16 protein-coding genes are annotated in these 13483 nt (G+C 54.3%); 5 read left to right on the top strand and 11 right to left on the bottom strand.

The window, feature by feature from the left end; genetic code table 11:
- Positions 1–4 precede the first annotated feature (4 nt).
- Positions 5–382: a PLDc N-terminal domain-containing protein gene (locus FYJ24_RS05180; protein ID WP_154544269.1), complete on the top strand. Its 378-nt coding sequence runs from the start codon at positions 5–7 to the stop codon at positions 380–382.
- An 8-nt stretch (positions 383–390) separates the two neighbouring features.
- On the opposite strand, the gene FYJ24_RS05175 is transcribed toward FYJ24_RS05180, so the two are convergent.
- From FYJ24_RS05175 to FYJ24_RS05160, 4 genes are all read right to left on the bottom strand, one after another.
- Complete coding sequence (locus FYJ24_RS05175; RefSeq protein WP_154544267.1) at positions 391–1059, bottom strand: histidine phosphatase family protein; 669 nt, start codon at positions 1057–1059, stop codon at positions 391–393.
- 29 nt (positions 1060–1088) lie between these two features.
- Positions 1089–1961 carry a variant leucine-rich repeat-containing protein gene (locus FYJ24_RS05170; RefSeq protein ID WP_154544265.1) on the bottom strand — a complete coding sequence of 291 codons (873 nt, stop codon included), beginning with the start codon at positions 1959–1961 and terminating at the stop codon, positions 1089–1091.
- A 151-nt stretch (positions 1962–2112) separates the two neighbouring features.
- The gene (locus tag FYJ24_RS05165) at positions 2113–2211 is read right to left on the bottom strand and encodes a 30S ribosomal protein bS22 (RefSeq protein ID WP_003792170.1); all 99 of its coding nucleotides are present in this window, start codon (positions 2209–2211) and stop codon (positions 2113–2115) included.
- Between the two features lie 49 nt (positions 2212–2260).
- Positions 2261–2470 (bottom strand): helix-turn-helix domain-containing protein, encoded by a 210-nt coding sequence (locus FYJ24_RS05160; RefSeq protein WP_154544263.1) that lies wholly within the window; start codon positions 2468–2470, stop codon positions 2261–2263.
- Between the two features lie 104 nt (positions 2471–2574).
- Between FYJ24_RS05160 and FYJ24_RS05155 the strand changes: the two genes are divergently transcribed.
- Genes FYJ24_RS05155 through disA form a run of 4 tightly spaced genes read left to right on the top strand, consistent with a single transcriptional unit; the run spans position 2575 to position 7175 of the window.
- Positions 2575–3972, top strand: a complete 1398-nt coding sequence (locus tag FYJ24_RS05155) for a TrkH family potassium uptake protein (protein ID WP_154544261.1) — start codon at positions 2575–2577, stop codon at positions 3970–3972.
- 13 nt (positions 3973–3985) lie between these two features.
- Positions 3986–4654, top strand: a complete 669-nt coding sequence (locus FYJ24_RS05150; protein WP_154544259.1) for a potassium channel family protein — start codon at positions 3986–3988, stop codon at positions 4652–4654.
- A gap of 52 nt (positions 4655–4706) precedes the next feature.
- Positions 4707–6068, top strand: a complete 1362-nt coding sequence (radA, locus tag FYJ24_RS05145) for a DNA repair protein RadA (protein WP_154544257.1) — start codon at positions 4707–4709, stop codon at positions 6066–6068.
- A gap of 36 nt (positions 6069–6104) precedes the next feature.
- The gene (gene disA / locus FYJ24_RS05140; protein ID WP_318656549.1) at positions 6105–7175 is read left to right on the top strand and encodes a DNA integrity scanning diadenylate cyclase DisA; all 1071 of its coding nucleotides are present in this window, start codon (positions 6105–6107) and stop codon (positions 7173–7175) included.
- 129 nt (positions 7176–7304) lie between these two features.
- Here the strand turns inward: disA and FYJ24_RS05135 are convergent, their stop codons facing one another.
- From FYJ24_RS05135 to hpt, 7 genes are read right to left on the bottom strand one after another with little or no spacing between them, the layout of a single operon-like run.
- Positions 7305–7859, bottom strand: a complete 555-nt coding sequence (locus tag FYJ24_RS05135; RefSeq protein WP_154544253.1) for a hypothetical protein — start codon at positions 7857–7859, stop codon at positions 7305–7307.
- A complete protein-coding gene (locus FYJ24_RS05130; protein WP_154544251.1) occupies positions 7856–8326 on the bottom strand; it encodes a DUF3180 domain-containing protein in 471 nt (156 codons plus the stop codon). Before FYJ24_RS05130 ends, FYJ24_RS05135 begins: the two co-directional genes overlap by 4 nt.
- Complete coding sequence (gene folK / locus FYJ24_RS05125; protein ID WP_154544249.1) at positions 8323–9591, bottom strand: 2-amino-4-hydroxy-6-hydroxymethyldihydropteridine diphosphokinase; 1269 nt, start codon at positions 9589–9591, stop codon at positions 8323–8325. Before folK ends, FYJ24_RS05130 begins: the two co-directional genes overlap by 4 nt.
- Positions 9588–10334 (bottom strand): dihydropteroate synthase, encoded by a 747-nt coding sequence (gene folP / locus FYJ24_RS05120; protein WP_154544247.1) that lies wholly within the window; start codon positions 10332–10334, stop codon positions 9588–9590. Before folP ends, folK begins: the two co-directional genes overlap by 4 nt.
- Entirely contained in the window at positions 10331–10876 is a 546-nt protein-coding gene (gene folE, locus FYJ24_RS05115; RefSeq protein WP_154544245.1) for a GTP cyclohydrolase I FolE, read from the bottom strand. Before folE ends, folP begins: the two co-directional genes overlap by 4 nt.
- The gene (gene ftsH, locus FYJ24_RS05110; RefSeq protein ID WP_404814698.1) at positions 10876–12894 is read right to left on the bottom strand and encodes an ATP-dependent zinc metalloprotease FtsH; all 2019 of its coding nucleotides are present in this window, start codon (positions 12892–12894) and stop codon (positions 10876–10878) included. The genes folE and ftsH overlap by 1 nt, the downstream gene beginning before the upstream one ends.
- Positions 12887–13456 carry a hypoxanthine phosphoribosyltransferase gene (gene hpt / locus FYJ24_RS05105; protein ID WP_154544243.1) on the bottom strand — a complete coding sequence of 190 codons (570 nt, stop codon included), beginning with the start codon at positions 13454–13456 and terminating at the stop codon, positions 12887–12889. The genes ftsH and hpt overlap by 8 nt, the downstream gene beginning before the upstream one ends.
- Positions 13457–13483: the final 27 nt, after the last annotated feature.

The following is a 13483-nucleotide window of genomic DNA, read 5'->3' as shown; positions in this document are numbered from 1 at the left end:
GGTTGTGGCACGAATTCTACTTTTCGTTGTGGCCATTGGATTGACGATTTATGCGTTGTTTGATTGGATTTTTCGGTCGCGGCAGCGCACCCCCGGGGGTGTCAATCGTTGGCTCTGGCTAGCCGTCATTGTCTTGATCCCCGTAGCGGGGCCAGCCGCTTGGATTATTCTTTCCCTGGTAATGGCCGCTGAGGCAAAAGACACCCCTGATCGTAGCGAATCTTTAGCCCCCGACGACGATCCAGAATATCTGCGCGAGGTGGCAGAACGAATCAAACGCCGTCAGAAGCGGACACGGCCCGTCATTCCCCCCAGACCGGAAGAATCTGAATCTGACGAATCTACCGATGAAGATGAGGACACCGATAACACCCCGCAATAAAAGTGTGTTTACGAACGTGTAGCCGCGGCTGAACTACCTGGGGTGACATCGTGGGCGAGTGTCAACAGTTTCTTTGCTGGCTCAGCATAGCTCCACCCCACTAGCGTATGTTCCTCGAATAAAAGCGAGGTGAGCGAGGCGAGCGAACACTGTCTTCTCAAGGGCGAGTGTGACAGTGGTCTACCTTGGATAAATCGTTGGACCATCACAATGGGTAGTTGATGGGATACCACTAGCGCCTCGTGACCATATGCCTGGTCAATAGCGCTGGAAAGGGCGGCTTGCATTCGAGTAAGGATCTGAGCGTAGGCCTCACCCCATGAAGGCCTATGGGGAGCGCGATATTTACTCCAATTGCGGGGATGCGCCAAGACCCATCTGTTGCGGTTCACATTGACCCCCTCGAAAAGGGACGCTGCCTCCACCAATCGCGCGTCAGTCTCAATGGGGAGCTCATAGGCGAGAGCTGTTGGCAAGGCGGTCTCTTGAGCACGCAGCAGTGGAGAGGATCGAACGTGAGTGATGTCGGCGTCTTCAGCCACCAGATAGTCGGCGACGCACTGCGCCATGTCTTTGCCCAGTGGAGTGAGCCCAAATCCGGACATTCTTCCGTATATCACGCCCTGGGGATTATCGACCTCTCCATGGCGCATGAGGTGAACTATCGTGAAAGTCATAGTCTTAGTCTCTCATGCGCCCACGGCCGCTATGGCAGACAGTTGTCTATAACCCATGTTTGAACGCTCTCCGCGTTCGTCATCATGCTTTCTAGCTTGCTGAACATCTCTTCCATGTCCTCTACGCTAGCGGAGGTCGGATCCGTTGCGAGATCAGCCGTCATCTTCATTGCTTCAGCGAGCTCTTGCAATTCAGATTTAATGTCAGCGGGAGCAACTGCTGCAGCATCGCCAAATACGCGTGCAGCTTCTCTTATAACCGCCGGGTCCTCTAAGTCCAATGACTCGAAGCCCGTCGTGCCATTTCCAAGTACTTCGCATGTCTCGCGGATACTAGGTGAATTAACTTCCGCTGATCCTTGCTGCTCTGGAGCTGGCTTTGTTTCTGTTTGCGGCGTGCCAGACCCCTCAGGTGTTGCCGATTCAGAAGTCGGTTCTTCTTGAGTTGCCGCGGGTCGGCCTGAAGTTTCAGCAGCTGGCGAAGAACCGCGTCCCAGGAACCAGTAGAGTGCGCCGACAATCAAAGCTACCGCAATAATTCCCAGAAGAATCCACAACCACAGAAGATTTCGCTTTCCTTCAGCAGACTGGGGGGCTGCAGAATATGATTGTGTAGCGTTTGCTTGCGGATAGTCCTGTGCCGGATATTGCATCGTCGGATATCCAGCCGCAGAGACCTCTGACCGTGAAAATTCTTGAGTAGCTTCACCTGTGGCATCCAAAAGCTCAGTCTTGTCCATGGGAGGGACGCTAGGCATTTGTTGCTCAATCCACCCGCGCAATCCCGGGTAGCAGTTGGGGTTCGCGAGTACCTGCGACCATAACTCCGGGTGTTCTGCAGCGATCTGCGCTAAGCGTTCTAGCTGAATGGCAGGATCTTGGACTTCGTCTTCAATGTTCATGGGTGCTCATTTCGTCAGTATTCTGTCCCGGTACCCCCGCACCCGGCGCAATATGCTTGTGGTTTCACTCATGGCAAAGGACAATATTCCCCTTTGCTCTGTCGCATTGTAAGAAAAACCGGGAGCCGCGAGGGTTCCCGGTTACTGGGAGTTATTTCTTATTTCTACGCTGGTGACGCGTCTTACGCAGCAACTTGCGGTGCTTCTTCTTAGCCATCCGCTTACGACGCTTTTTAATTACTGATCCCATACGGGCCTCCTTGAACTCAGGGAGCTGCTAGATAACGACTTAGGCTATCTTACCCGCCTAATGCGGTATCTTCGGAACCCTGCCATGAGATATCCAACAACTGTTGCACAGCTGCCGAAGGAACGCGAAAGCTCTTTCCGACGCGAATGGCGGGTAGCTCTCCCGCGTGGATCAGCCGATACACCGTCATTTTAGAGACACGCATAACCTCTGCTACCTCACTGACAGTAAGGAACTGAGGTGCGGCTGGTTTCTCCATGTGCGTATCCCGTCTTCAGCACTACGGCACGTTAGTTGATGTGGTTTCTTGGTAATACTACCTCACTTCTCACTTTCGTGGTGCCGGGGCACTAGGATTGTGATGTGTCCGCACAATCAGGTGATCTGGCAAAAAACCCTTCACAAGGTGAACATCGAATCGCGCGTTTCTTACGTCGCGCACTGCGCAACCACCCTGCCAGGGTCACAGTAGTTGTTTTTGTCTTACTCATCGTGTTTTTCTGGTCCCTTCTGAGTTTGCCCATTGCAACCGCTTCAGGACAACGGGCGCCAGTAATGGATGCACTTTTCACAGCCGTATCAGCCGTATGTGTCACTGGTCTAACGACCGTGTCAACTGCGACTTTCTGGTCGGTTTTTGGTCAAGTCGTCATTACGCTGGCAATGTTTGTTGGTGGCCTGGGAGTGATGACTCTCGCCTCTCTATTGGCCTTCGCTGTTTCACGCCACCTGGGACTAACGCAACGCCTCATCATGCGAGAATCGACATCAACCGGCGCGCTCTCAGACGCAGCAATGATTATCTTGGGCGTTATTTTTACTAGCTCAGCAGTCCAACTAGTCATTTTCCTATCGCTCTTCCTCAGCTTTTGGAGCGAAGGAGTTTCAGTTGGCACTGCCGCATGGGATGCAGTTTTCATGGCAATTTCAGCATTCAACAATGTTGGTTTTGTGGTTACTCCAGGTGGCATCGAACAATATACGAGTGACTGGGGCGTGATTTTACCCATTACCCTCGGCGCTTTCATCGGAGCGCTAGGTTTCCCTGTCGTCACCGAGTTGCGCCGCTTCTGGCGAACTCCCCGCCGCTGGTCCGTGCATACGAAACTCACCCTATCGATGTTCTGCGGCCTCGTGGCTACCAGTATCATCGCGACAATGGTATTGGAATGGACCAACCCCGACACCCTGGGTTCTGCCCCTTGGTCGGAAAAGATACTCGGAGCCCTCCTCTCGGGGGTGAGTCCACGGTCCTTGGGAATATCAACCATTGCAGTTGATGATATGCGGCCCGCAACCAGGCTACTCAACGATATTTTTATGTTTATCGGTGGGGGCAGCGCCTCGACCGCTGGAGGCGTCAAAGTAACCACTTTCGCGGTTCTCGTTCTGGCAGTTTTGGCTGAAGCGCGGGGCAACAACGACATCGAAGTCTTCCGTCGGCGTCTCTCCTACAATACTGTTCGTTTAGCGGTCGGGGTACTGATGTTGAGCTCAATCCTGGTATTTGGATCAACATTTGCTCTACTGCTCCTCACCGATTTTGGTCTGGATGAAGTGCTGCTCGAGGCGATTTCTGCATTCGCGACAGTGGGATTATCGACCGGTATTACGCCTCTGCTGCCCGATCCTGCGAAACTTCTCTTATCGCTACTCATGTTGGCCGGCCGGCTAGGACCCATCACGTTGGCAACCGCATTAGCATTGCGACAACGTCACAACTTGATCCGTATGCCTGAAGCACGTCCGATAATCGGGTGATAGAAAGGAAGTCATGGCAGAAAAGAAACGTACTAGCGGCACGATGGTAATAGGTTTAGGTCGTTTTGGTGCCGCAGTTGCCGCCACCCTTGACTCCATGGATAAAGAAGTCTTGGGGGTGGAACAAAACCGAAGAAAAGTACAACACTTCAGCGGACTCCTGCCAATCATCGAGGCTGATGCTTCTGACCCTGAAGCCTTAGACCAGGCCGGGGCCAGCGACTTCACTTCGGCAGTTGTCGGTGTGGGGTCATCGCTAGAAGCTTCAGTACTCATCACAGCTAACTTGGTCGACCTTGGAGTGGAATCCATTTGGGCGAAAGCAGTTTCCAGGGAACATGGCTCAATTCTCAAACGCATCGGCGCCCACCATGTTGTATATCCCGAATTCGATGCGGGTCAACGCACAGCCCACCTAGTCGGTGCACAAATGATGGATTACATTCGCCTGGACCGCGACGAATTTGTAGTGGCGAAGATGCGTCCTCCACGGGAACTTGAAGGATTTCCGCTGGGGAAGACCAAGGTGGAGGAAAAGTACGGCGTTCGTATCATTGCGGTACTTTCACCTCAAGACCCTTATTCGTATGCAGATGACAATACCGTCATTGATTCAAGTGACGTCATCATTGTGTCAGGATCTGCAGCAGCAGTGGACCGCTTTGCGGAACGGCCCCGTTAGACTTCCCGGGGTTCGTCAATGACTTGTCGCACCCATGATCTACGCTTGCCCTATGGCAAAAGCTAAGGTTCTCTATCAATGCAACGCATGCGGGTGGTCAACACCTAAGTGGGTTGGGCAATGCCGGGACTGCGGCGAGTGGGGGACGTTGGCAGAACACGCTGCCGTTGGTCCGACTGGTAGTGCGCCTACCGTCAGGCAACCAGCCCAACCGGTAACACAAGTTGACGCAACTCAAGCCCAAGCTTTTCCTTCAGGTATTTCTGAACTGGATCGGGTTTTGGGACCTGGAATCACGCCCGGGGCTGTTATCTTGTTGGTAGGCGAACCCGGCGTTGGGAAGTCGACGCTTCTACTTGATGTAGCAGCGCGCTTTGCGCGCATGGCTGTCCAACGTGGCCCAGTTCTCTATGCCACAGGGGAGGAATCGGCAGCGCAAGTACGCCTGCGTGCGGACCGTATCGGCGCTCTTACCGATAATCTCCTTTTAGCCGCAGAAAACAGTTTTGAGTCCGTCATGGCACATATCCAGGAAACATCACCCTCCCTCATCGTGCTCGATTCAGTGCAGACATTTACGACTGCGTCTGCGGACGGGGCTGCCGGTGGTGTCAATCAAGTTAAAGGTGTTGCCAGTGAAATCATTGCTGTGGTGAAGGACCGCCATATTCCGGCAATCCTGGTTGGACACGTAACCAAAGACGGTAATCTCGCTGGCCCACGCACTCTAGAGCACCTTGTTGATGTGGTATGCCAGTTTGAGGGAGACCGACATACACCACTGCGCCTGTTGCGCGCAGTAAAGAATCGGTATGGCGCTACCGATGAAGTTGGCTGTTTTCAGCTGACAGATGCTGGAATCGAAGAAGTACCTGATCCTTCGGTTCTTTTTACAACCTCGTATTCAGAAGAGATACCGGGTAGCTGTACCACTATGACGTTAGAAGGCAACCGTCCAATGGCCGTGGAAATACAGGCTCTTGTTGCACCCGGAGGTGGTGGTAGTGGTAGGCGTACCGTTGCGGGCGTAGACCCCGCACGCGTCGGAATGGTATTAGCCGTTCTTCAAGCCCGATTGGGACTAGATCTCAAAGACATGGATGTGTACGTGTCAACCGTTGGTGGCGCACCTGCTCGTGGTCCTTCTTCGGATCTGGCAATCGGATTGGCGTTACTCTCAGCAACATCGGGCAAGCCGATTGCTCTGCGCTCCTTTGCTGTCGGAGAGGTTGGTCTCACCGGCGACATCAGAGGGTGCGCAGGTCTTGGACGCAGAATCCAAGAAAGTGCGCGACTTGGCTACAAAATAGGCCTTATTCCTCAAAGCCAAAGTGAAAGTACCAGCCATATGAAGGATTGCACTTTGATTCCAGTTCGGACATTGAGTGAGGCCTGGACGCAAAGCCTAGCGTAGGATCAACAGAGGGGACATTTGGCAAAGGATACAACTGTGACCAGTGATCAAGAGGCTCTTAGAGAAGCACTGCATCTCATTGCACCAGGTACTGCCCTGCGCGAAGGTCTTGAAAGAATACAACTTTCTCATACTGGCGCATTGATCGTTTTGGGGTATTCTCCCGAAGTTGCAGCCATTTGCTCCGGAGGCTTCCGCGTCGACACAGAGTTTTCCGCGTCGCGCTTAAGAGAGCTCTGCAAGATGGATGGCGCCGTCGTTGTCGATACCGAAGAGTGGATTATTCGCCTAGCAAATGTCCAGCTGTTGCCTGATCCCTCCATCCCCACCAATGAATCGGGTATGCGCCATCGCACTGCCCAGCGCACTGCCAGACAAACAGGGCTCCCCGTACTGTCTCTTTCAGCGTCAATGCGGATTATCTCCGTGTATCTAGGGGACCTTCACTACACCGTTGATGAACCAGAGACCCTTCTGGCTCGCGCGAACCAGGCAGTTGACACTCTGGACCGCTACACGCAGCGCCTTGAAGAAGTTGTGACAACCCTAGGCATCCTGGAGATGCGCGATGAAGTTGCCATTAGGGATGTGGCGACCGTAATTCAGCGAATGGAAATGATTCGCCGCATTACCGCTGAACTGAACGGATACATTGATGAACTGGGGGCTGATGGAAGGCTCTTGGCACTCCAAGTCGATGATCTCCTTCGCGGTGCGGCCTCAGAGCGCGCGCTCGTATTACGCGATTACATCCGGTCCCCTGAGCTATTGGGCCAGGCTGAGCAACAGCTTTCGGCTCTCAGCGGTGAATCCTTAGTTGACCTCACCCAGATTGCCAATATCCTCGGTCTCGGCGCATACGAGCCTTCTGATTTAGACCGTAACGTTGTTGCACGTGGAGTGCGGGTTTTGGCGATGGTACCACGTCTGCCGTGGACCACCGTGCAAATCATCAGCGAAAAATGGCCGACCCTCACGGCGCTGCGTAATGTCACTACCGAAGATTTGCAGACCATTGAGGGCATCGGTCCGTACCGCGCTCAAATGATCGTAGAGCACCTCCAAGAACGCGAGCAGCTTGCCAGTGAACTAGCAGCTCGCTGGTAGGAACCGCACACCAACTACCGGGGGCAACAGCGTGTCTCTTCCCGTCAGGTGCGTGCTATGTGTCTGTTATGGCACTTTGCGGGCCGCAAAAATCCAGCACCTGAGTGAAGGTGGGAGGTGGAGGGGAGTTCATCCGATGGTAATTGGGATTTTCTCGCCTACAGGTTTGCCGTCCACCTGTACCGAAAGCAGATAGGTTCCCGCCTCGGCAAAGAGGTCCTCCACCTGTTCACACTGTTCGTAGATGCGGGCATCCCAGTCGAATTGCATGTCAGTTTTTATCCCATCTGCCAGCAAAAGGACTTCTTTGTTGGCAGCGCATGCAGTAGGCGTCCATACCTGATAAGTGCCGCTGGTGAGTTCTACGGCCAACGTGTCTTCAGTAAGAAGACATCCTGTCGGATTCTTAGTACTCACCGTCACCGTGACGTTCATCCCCTGGCTAACGTAGAGCTGAGTCGGTGTTGCCTTCATGCGGATGTCAATCTCATCAGGCTGACACTCGGATATATCGACAGATTGAGGTGCCGATACGGCGACTGCCGCTTCGCGTGTCTGTGAAAGATTTGTCCCAACCCACGTCACAAACATGTAGACGAGGTATCCGATACCAGCTAACAGCGCCAGCAGGATAACTGTAGAAATAATTCGACGCACCCAGATTTTGGCAGGCACTTTCATCATGCGCCAACTTTTCGTGAAGAGGAGTCTTGCTCTGGACTGTCGTCAATACACCAGTGCTCGACAATTGCCGCAATGACTGTCAACAGCAGTGCGCCCAAGGCAGCAACACCACTCCCAAGGGAAGCTGAAAGCATTGCTGGGGCCCAAAGCCTCATAACTCCAATAAGTGCTGTCCCGGACAAAAAACCGGTAAATCCGGCCCCATTAATGAGTGATGACCTGGCAAGAGCAGCGATGCGAGCAGCCTGAAGAGGACTAATACGCGTGGGAGCACCTGTTTTGAGGCGTTTCACGCCGATACCACCCCAGAGAAGAAATCCTGCGACTACCAGGAAGAATAATGCCAGCCAGGGGGTCAAGATCAGTGGGTTATGCCCCAGAACGACCAGTGTTCCAGACAGGACAGCTCCAACGATCGCGGCAATTACCGCGACTCCTATCACCAGCGGCCAGGAAACAGGTTTCACTGCGATCCAGAATCCGATTGAGTACCCCGCGGCAGACTAATAGAGCCTGTGGGGGTGGGACGGATGACGGCACGCCGAGCTACCCTGGAACCTAGAGGCCGGGGCTGCACAGTGGCATCTTCAGGATCATCCGAGTCGACAATACGGACGTTTTCGCGGGGTTCCCATTGGGGTACTGGCTCGGCACGGACAGCAACTGGCTGCCCCTGCTGTGGTTCAGCCGAGGCTTGCTGCTGGGAAGGAGACTCCTGTACCGGACTGTCCTTTCTATCATCTCGACGCGATCTCCTTGACCTTTTCGGCAACTCAGGGACGCTTTGAGGACTCTCTTCCGATTGTGGTTGGGGCATTGCCTGCGAAGGCTGTTCCTCACTGAGCCAATCTGCGATAGTGTCCGTGATTCCTTGTCTGTCAGGTGCCATTGCAGCAGCAGTAGCTACGCCGCGACCATCGGTGAGCCGTGCCTGCGGATCGACCTCCGACCACGGAACCAGCACAAAGGCCCTTTCCCCTGCGCGAGGATGCGGCAAAGTGAGATCGGAAGTCGTCAGTGTCCGACCACCGAAGTCGACGATATCGATGTCGAGGGTGCGCGCGCCCCAGCGCTCAGTGCGGCGGCGTCCACATCGGTTTTCAATGTCTTGTAGTGTCTTTAAAAGCTCATGCGGAGTCAGCACTGTGCGGGCCAAAACCACAGCATTCTCGTAGTCGTTTTGACTTGCCATGCCTGGTTCTAGAACAGGACGTGTGCGGTAGAGAGACGACACCTCATCCAGTTCCAATCCTGGAACTTCTATCAAAGCAGACACTGCGTTGCGCAGAATCCCCGTCGAGTCGCCCATATTGGATCCCAGCGCTAAAACGACACGGCTCACTTCAGGTTCTGGAGCGTCCTCGGTTCTGTCGCGTCTAAGGGTCACTGACACGTCAGAAAACTGGTGCCGCACGGGAGCCATCGGTTTATGCACCGTGACTTCTACTGCCTGGACCTGAGTGTAAGCGAGTGCGGCATCAACGAGGCGCTGCGCCAGGGTTTCCAGTAGGTAGACGGGAGTGCCGGTGAGAATCTTGACTGCATCTTCAGCAATCTGCGAATAGTCAACCGTGTATTTTACGTCGTCAGTAAGAGCCGCCTGACGCGCGTCAACGTAGAGTGTCAGGTCCGCGGAGAACACTTGAGAGCCTGACCGTTCAAAGTCGTAAACTCCGTGGTGGCCGACAGCTGAAAGCCCCCGAAGCGTTATGACGTCCAGATTTTCTCTCACGCTACCTCCACATTTTCTTTAACATCGTGCACGCGCACAGCCCACGCTCCAGCCAGCTGCGCTTGACGTGTCACCTCAAGCGTACCTGCCAGGACATTGTCACCGTAGCGTTCACGGATGAAACGTTTGCGAGATGCACCCACCATTACAGGGTAGCCAGTTGCCACCCAGCTTCCAAGAGCATCGACCACGCGCCAACAATCCTCTGCCTCCAAGGCAAAGCCGAGTCCCGGGTCAATAATGATCCGAGAAGGGTTCACTCCGGCAGATTGAGCTTGTTCAACTTGGGTGAGTGTCTCGTGAAGAACCTGTTCCACCGAATCATAGTGGCAGTCCAGATTAGGATCCGAGGGGAAGCCCCTCCAATGTTGGACAATATAGGGGACGTCAAGTTGTGCAACAGTTTCAAGCATCCGCGGGTCATAGCACCCCCCAGAAATATCATTGATGTAGCGGGCACCCGCCTCTACCGACCGGACCGCAGTTTCTGCATTGACGGTGTCGACAGAGACCGTCATGCCGCGCTTGACCAGCTCGGGCACGACCGCTTTAAGACGCATCCATTCTTCCTCTGGACTCACGCGCCGCGCTCCGGGCCGGGTGGATTCGGCGCCTACGTCAATAATCTCGGCACCTTCATCCCACATCCGCTGCGCATGCTGCACCGCCGCAGTCACCTCGGTGTACCGTCCCCCGTCACTAAAGGAATCCGGCGTGACATTGAGAATGCCCATGACAATCATGCGCGCAGTAACTCCAAGAATTCAGCTTTGTCGATCGAGCCACGGTAGGCAGTCGTCACTGTGATGGCACCCGGTTTGCGAATACCACGCATGGTCATACACATGTGCTCTGCCTCTACCATGACTGCCACGCCCTGCGCTTCTAAACGATCATGTACAGCATCAGCTATTTGCGCAGTGAGGCGTTCTTGAACCTGCAGACGGCGCGAGTACCCCTCCACCACCCGAGCAAGCTTCGACAGTCCAGTAACCTTACCTCCCGATGGAAGGTATCCGATATGCGCACGCCCGTGGAAGGGAAGCAGATGATGCTCACACACAGTGTGAAAGTCGATGTCCCTCACGATGACCAGGCCCTCTGTATCCACATCAAAACTGGTGGTGAGGTGCTGCGAAGGATCGTCACTCACACCTGAAGACAGTTCTGCCCAGCTGCGGGCTACTCTAGCTGGCGTATCTATCAGGCCATCGCGGTCAGGGTCTTCCCCAATAGCCGTCAAGAGAGTCCTGATGGCCCCCTCAATGGCTGCTTGGTCAGTCATTACATTTCCTCGTTTTCCGACAGAGGAGCAGGCGGGTCCACTTCTTCCGGTGTCAGGCCTACAGGATCACCAAATTTAGCGCCGGGAATTGCCGCGTCTGCCTCGTAGTTCCATACGGGGCGTTTGGGTTGCTTGATGAGGTCTTTAAACATTTCGGAGAGTTTCGCCTCATCCAAAGTTTCCTCTTCTAAAAGCCGAACAGCCATGCGGTCAAGAAGATCGCGGTTACGAGATAGGATCTGCCATGCTTCGCGCATAGCCTCATCCAATAGCTTGCGAACTTCGGTGTCGATCATGGCAGCGACCTCATCGGAATATCCGGGACCTCCACCGCGGCCCATTTCGCGACCAACAAATGGATCAGTTTCCTCGCTGCCCAACTTGACCGGCCCTACCAAGGAAGTGAAGCCGTAATCCGTCACCATTGCGCGAGCCGTCTTGGTGGCCTTCTCAATGTCATTGGATGCGCCAGTCGAAGGATCCTGGAAAACCAGTTCTTCAGCCACCCGTCCACCCAGGGCATAGACCAAGTCATCGAGAAGCATGTTGCGTGTCTTGGAGTAGCGATCCTCTACCGGCATCACCATGGTGTATCCCAAGGCCCCACCGCGCGGCAGGATAGTCACTTTGGTCACGGGGTCCGTGTATTGCAGGGCGGCTGCACAAATGGCGTGACCCATCTCGTGATAGGCGGTTACGGCTTTATCATGCTCGTTCATGACGCGAGTACGCTTTTGTGGTCCGGCAATGACACGGTCGATAGCCTCGTCAATAGCGCGTTCGTCAATCAAGTCTGCATTAGAACGCGCAGTAAGGAGAGCTGCCTCGTTGAGTACATTTGCCAAATCAGCGCCTGTGAATCCGGGAGTGCGCTTGGCAATAGCATGCAAGTCCACGGTATCGGTGAGCGGCTTGCCCTGTGCGTGAACCTTGAGGATCGCCTCGCGACCCTTCAAATCAGGTGCTTCTACTGCAATCTGTCGGTCGAAGCGACCCGGGCGCAGCAGCGCGGGATCGAGAATATCGGGCCGGTTTGTTGCAGCAATCATGATGACATTGGTACGCGCATCAAAGCCATCAAGTTCCACCAACATCTGGTTGAGGGTTTGTTCGCGTTCGTCATTTCCACCGCCAATGCCAGAACCACGGTGGCGTCCAATAGCATCAATCTCATCGACGAAAATAATCGCAGGTGCAGCTTTTTTAGCGCGATCAAAGAGGTCTCGAACTCGCGAGGCGCCGACGCCGACGTAGAGTTCCATAAATTCAGAACCCGAGATAGAGAAGAAGGGGACGCCTGCCTCGCCCGCAACGGCTTTAGCCAGCAGCGTTTTACCAGTTCCTGGGGGACCATAGAGCAGCACGCCGCGAGGAATCTTTGCCCCCACCGCAGTGAACTTGGTGGGGTCATCAAGGAACTCTCGGATTTCTTCTAGTTCCTCAACTGCCTCATCCTCACCAGCGACGTCAACGAAAGTTACTTCAGGTTTCTCTTCGTTGAATTCGCGGGCCTTGGAGTTACCAAAACCACCCATCATCTTGCCGCCACCCATGCGGCTCATCAGCCACCAGAAGCCACCCAAGAGGATAAACATCGGCAACAAGAGCTGCAGCGTTGACCCCCACACCGACTGCACCGGGTAGAGGGCGTTATAGCCTTCTGGGGGCTCAGCATCTTCAATGAGGTCAACAATTTCTTCCGACTGGATGCGTGCGTAGGTGAAAGACACCGCCTTGCCCAGATTCTTTTCTGGGTCGGTGGCTCCGGTGGACTCGTGCACGTATTCTTTTTGGAGAATCAGGTTTACCTGCTGAGTGCCGTCGTTCATCACCGCCTGAGCAACAGGTTGTTTGCGTAGAATCTCCAGGCCTTCAGACGTGGGTACGGGGGCGGGCTGGAACATGCGCATGACGAACCAGGCCGCAAATAACAGCATGAGTAGCGGCACTACGATGTAGGGCCATACCCGCATCTTGCCCTTGGGCTTAGAGGAAGTCTTTTTCGTCTGGTCACTCATCGACATCGTCTCCGCCATACACGTGAGGGGCTAGTGTTCCCACACAGTCAAGGTTGCGATATTTCCCTGCATAGTCCAAGCCGTATCCGACCACAAACTCGTTAGGAATATCAAAGCCGACGTATCCAACTTCAACAGGAACCTTGAGAGCATCCGGCTTACGGAGGGCTGTCACGATGGTAACGCTGGCTGCGCCTCTCGCCTCAAGATTTTCTTTCAACCACGCGAGTGTGAGTCCCGAGTCGATGATGTCCTCCGCCAACAACACGTGGCGCTCATGCACATCCGAATCTAGGTCTTTGAGAATACGGACAACACCTGATGACTTGGTGCCCGAGCCGTAGGACGATACCGCCATCCAGTCCATTTCGACATCGGATTGCAAGTGTCGAGACAGGTCAGCCATCACCATCACAGCACCTTTGAGGACACCCACCATGAGGATACTGCGACCTGCAAAGTCGGCATCCACCTGCTTGGCGATTTCCTTCAGACGTTGTTGCATTTCATCATTCGTGATCAGTACCCGTTCCAGGTCTGATCCCATTTTTGCCGCGTCCAATTACGCTCCTTGGTTAATACTCTCTGG

It is taken from the genome of Scrofimicrobium canadense (genome assembly GCF_009696615.1).
GTDB lineage: Bacteria > Actinomycetota > Actinomycetes > Actinomycetales > Actinomycetaceae > Scrofimicrobium > Scrofimicrobium canadense.
This window is presented reverse-complemented; position numbering and strand designations above follow the sequence as displayed.

Bases quoted from the DNA above. Each gene is read 5' to 3' on its own strand.
- folP (WP_154544247.1), bottom strand. From the start codon at position 10,334: ATGATTGTCATGGGCATTCTCAATGTCACGCCGGATTCCTTTAGTGAC.
- folE (WP_154544245.1), bottom strand. From the start codon at position 10,876: ATGACTGACCAAGCAGCCATTGAGGGGGCCATCAGGACTCTCTTGACG.
- FYJ24_RS05160 (WP_154544263.1), bottom strand. From the start codon at position 2,470: ATGGAGAAACCAGCCGCACCTCAGTTCCTTACTGTCAGTGAGGTAGCA.
- FYJ24_RS05135 (WP_154544253.1), bottom strand. From the start codon at position 7,859: ATGATGAAAGTGCCTGCCAAAATCTGGGTGCGTCGAATTATTTCTACA.
- FYJ24_RS05150 (WP_154544259.1), top strand. From the start codon at position 3,986: ATGGCAGAAAAGAAACGTACTAGCGGCACGATGGTAATAGGTTTAGGT.
- FYJ24_RS05175 (WP_154544267.1), bottom strand. From the start codon at position 1,059: ATGACTTTCACGATAGTTCACCTCATGCGCCATGGAGAGGTCGATAAT.
- ftsH (WP_404814698.1), bottom strand. From the start codon at position 12,894: ATGAGTGACCAGACGAAAAAGACTTCCTCTAAGCCCAAGGGCAAGATG.
- FYJ24_RS05170 (WP_154544265.1), bottom strand. From the start codon at position 1,961: ATGAACATTGAAGACGAAGTCCAAGATCCTGCCATTCAGCTAGAACGC.
- FYJ24_RS05165 (WP_003792170.1), bottom strand. From the start codon at position 2,211: ATGGGATCAGTAATTAAAAAGCGTCGTAAGCGGATGGCTAAGAAGAAG.
- radA (WP_154544257.1), top strand. From the start codon at position 4,707: ATGGCAAAAGCTAAGGTTCTCTATCAATGCAACGCATGCGGGTGGTCA.